Origin of the sequence: uncultured Selenomonas sp., assembly GCA_905372355.1 — a bacterium.
Lineage (GTDB): Bacteria > Bacillota > Negativicutes > Selenomonadales > Selenomonadaceae > Selenomonas.
Genome location: CAJPOT010000038.1, coordinates 1 through 3,587 on the forward strand (window position 1 = coordinate 1; position 3,587 = coordinate 3,587).

General features: G+C 58.8%; 4 protein-coding genes. All 4 read left to right on the forward strand.

Annotated elements, in window-relative coordinates; translation table 11 throughout:
* On the forward strand, window positions 1-507 hold a 507-nt coding region (locus QZ177_RS10410), incomplete at its 5' end, for an ATP-binding cassette domain-containing protein (RefSeq protein WP_294177427.1).
* A gap of 10 nt (window positions 508-517) precedes the next feature.
* Window positions 518-1,924: a Fe-S cluster assembly protein SufB gene (sufB, locus tag QZ177_RS10415; protein WP_294177429.1), complete on the forward strand. Its 1,407-nt coding sequence runs from the start codon at window positions 518-520 to the stop codon at window positions 1,922-1,924.
* Window positions 1,925-1,937: 13 nt separating this feature from the next.
* On the forward strand, window positions 1,938-2,774 hold the full coding sequence (locus QZ177_RS10420; protein WP_294177431.1) for a SufD family Fe-S cluster assembly protein: 837 nt from the start codon (window positions 1,938-1,940) through the stop codon (window positions 2,772-2,774).
* Window positions 2,764-3,587: aminotransferase class V-fold PLP-dependent enzyme (locus QZ177_RS10425; RefSeq protein WP_294177433.1), on the forward strand; the 824-nt coding region annotated here is incomplete at its 3' end. The genes QZ177_RS10420 and QZ177_RS10425, both read left to right, overlap by 11 nt.

Consider the following 3,587-nt stretch of genomic DNA (forward strand, 5'->3'; position numbering starts at 1 on the left):
CTCTTCCTCTCATTTCAAACGCCAGAGGAGATTCCGGGCATCACGGTTGAAAACATGCTTCGGACGGCGAAGCAGGCGGTGACGGGCGAGAAGGTCAAGATCATGGCATTCAAGAAGGAACTCAAAAAGACGATGGAAGAGCTGAAGATCGATCCTTCGTATGCCGAACGTTACATGAACGTGGGCTTTTCGGGTGGCGAGAAGAAGCGCAACGAGATCCTGCAGCTTTTGATGCTCGCGCCGAAGCTCGCGCTGCTCGATGAGACGGATTCGGGACTCGACGTCGATGCCGTGCAGATCGTCTCCTCGGGTATCGAGAAGTACCATACGGCGGACAACAGCTGCCTCATCATCACGCACAACTCGAAGATTCTGGAAAAGCTCAAGGTTGACCGCGTGCATGTTATCATCGGCGGACGCGTTGTCGAAGAGGGTGGTCCGGAACTCATCGATGAGGTGAACCGCCGCGGCTTCACGCATATCCTCGACGACGCTGCGGCAAAGTGAGGTGGGCGAGATGGCAAAGAAGAAAACCTTTGTGGAGGACATCGAACGCACGCTCTACGACATCAAGAACCACGACGTCCCCGTCTACAAGGCGCAGCAGGGGCTGACGGAGGACATCATCCGCGACATCGCGAAGCAGAAGCACGATCCCGATTGGATGCTTGAGTTCCGTCTGAAGTCACTCGAGACGTACAATAAGATAGCGCTTCCCTCGTGGGGGCCGGATCTCTCGGAGCTGAATATGGATGAGATCGTCACCTACGTGCGCCCTGATGCGAAGATGACAGGAAACTGGAAGGAAGTTCCCGAGGACATCAAGGATACGTTCGATCGACTCGGCATCCCCGAAGCGGAGAAGACGTCGCTCGCGGGTGTCGGTGCACAGTACGATTCGGAAGTCGTCTACCACAGCATACAGGAAAGTCTCGTGAAGCAGGGCGTTGTCTACACCGATATGGAAACGGCGCTCGTCGAACACGAGGATTTGGTCAAGAAGTACTTCATGAAGCTCGTGCCGCCGAAGGATCACAAGTTCGCGGCGCTGCACGGCGCCGTCTGGTCGGGCGGCTCCTTCGTCTACGTGCCCGAGGGCGTCAATGTGGAGATTCCATTGCAGTCGTATTTCCGACTCAACGCGCCGGGCGCGGGGCAGTTCGAACATACGCTGATCATTGTGGAAAAGGGTGCGAACCTACACTTCATCGAGGGCTGCTCGGCGCCGAAATACAATGTGACGAACCTCCATGCAGGCTGCGTGGAACTGTTCGTCAAGGAAGGGGCACGCCTTCGCTACTCGACGATCGAGAACTGGTCGCGCAACATGATGAACCTCAACACGAAACGCGCCCTCGTTGAAAAAGATGGCCTGATCGAGTGGGTCTCCGGCTCTTTCGGCTCGCACGTCTCCATGCTCTACCCGTGCAGCATTCTGCACGGCGAGCGCGCACGCTGCGAGTTCACGGGCGTGACCTTTGCGTCGAAAGGGCAGACGCTCGACACGGGTGCGACGGTCATCCACACGGCACCGCACACATCGGCGACGATCAACACGCGTTCGATCTCGAAGGCGGGCGGCAAGGCAATCTACCGAAGCGCTGTGAAGGTCGCGAAGAATGCACCTTTCACAAAGTGCTCGGTCAACTGCGAATCCCTGATGCTCGACAGCATTTCGCGCTCCGACACGCTTCCTGCCATGGACATCGAGGGCGATGAGGCAGATATTGGGCACGAGGCGAAGATCGGCCGCATCAGCGACGAGGCGGTCTACTATCTGACGAGCCGGGGCATCGACGAGGAGGAGGCGCGCGCGATGATCGTGCGCGGTTTCGTCGAGCCGATCGCGAAGGAACTGCCTTTGGAATACGCCGTTGAGATGAACAATCTCGTCAATATTGAGCTTGAAGGCACGATGGGATAAGGAGGGAAAGAATATGCAGAATCAAGAACTTTTCAGTTCCATTCCCATGCGTACATGGCGCTGGCTCGGCGTCAACGGCGCGGCTCTGCCCGATGGACTCGATGCCGCCGAAGTGCAGAAGATCCATGTGAAGGCGGGCGAGAAGAAGGAAGCCGTCCAGATCTATCGGGCGGGCGGCCATGCCGAGATCGAGGCGCATGTTGAGGCAGGCGGAACGCTTTCCCTCGTCAAGGTGCAGCTCGTGCCCGAAGGGGAAAATCATGCCGACGACGTCAAGGTGCGCGTCGAAGAGGGCGGCGCATTCTCCTATACGATCTTTGAGGTCGGCGCGAACGAGCTCGTATCGAAGCTTTCCGTCGAGCTTGCGGGAAAGGACGCCGCAGCGGATATCGCGGCTTTTTACTTCGCTGACAAGAAGCGCAAGTTCGACTTCAACTATCTCGTGCGCCAGAGGGGCGAGCATACGGACGCAAATATGCAGGTCAAGGGCGCATTGATGGACGAGGCGCAGAAGGTGTTTCGCGGCACGCTCGACTTCATCGCAGGTTCAGCTGGCTCTGTTGGTCGCGAGAACGAGGACGTCATTGTCCTCTCTCCCGGCGTGCGCAACCGCTCTGTGCCGCTGATGCTCTCAGGCGAGGGCGACGTCGACGGACATCATGCCGTGAGCATCGGCAAGATGGACGAGGCGAAGCTCTTCTATCTGATGAGCCGCGGACTCGATCTCGCCGAGGCGCGGCGTCTCGTCGTCGAGGCCGATCTCTTCCCCGTGCTCGCGCGCATTTCGGACGAAGCGCTCAAGGAGGAGATTGCCGCTTCCATTGAAGGGAGGATCGAAGATGCGGACTGAGGAAGACATTCGCAAGGATTTTCCCTTGCTCACGCACAAGATGAACAATCAGCCGCTCGTCTACCTCGACAACGGCGCGACGACGCAGAAGCCGAATGAGGTCATTCAGGCGATCTGCGGCTACTACGGCGGCTGCAACGCGAACCCGCATCGGGGCGCGTACGCGCTCTCCGTCAAGGCGACGGACATCTACGAGTACACGCGGGCAGCGACGCGCTCCTTCATCCACGCACGCCTGCCGCAGGAGATCATCTTTACGAAGAATGCGACGGAGGCGCTGAACCTCGTCGCCTACAGCTACGGTCTCACGAATGTTGAGGCGGGCGACGAAATCGTCATCTCCATCGCCGAGCATCACTCGAACCTCGTGCCGTGGCAGATGGTCGCCCAGGCGAAGGGCGCTGTCTTGAAGTACATGTACCTCGAAAAGGACGGCAGGCTCTCCGTCGAGGAAGCGAAGAAGAAGATCACGAAGAAGACGAAGATTGTCGCCGTCACGGAAGTTTCGAACGTCCTTGGCCTCATCAACCCGGTCCGTGAGATTGCTGCTGTCGCGCACGAAAACGGCGCCGTGATCCTCGTCGACGGCTCGCAGAGTGCGGCGCACATGGCGGTCGATGTACAGGATATGGACTGCGACTTCTTCGCGTTTTCGGGGCACAAACTGCTCTCGCCCATGGGCATCGGCGTGCTCTACGGCAAGGCGGCCTTGCTCGATGCCATGCCGCCGTTTTTGCGCGGCGGCGACATGATCGAGTACGTCACGGAGCAGGAGACGACGTTCGCCGAGCTGCCGCAGAAGTTCGAGGCGGG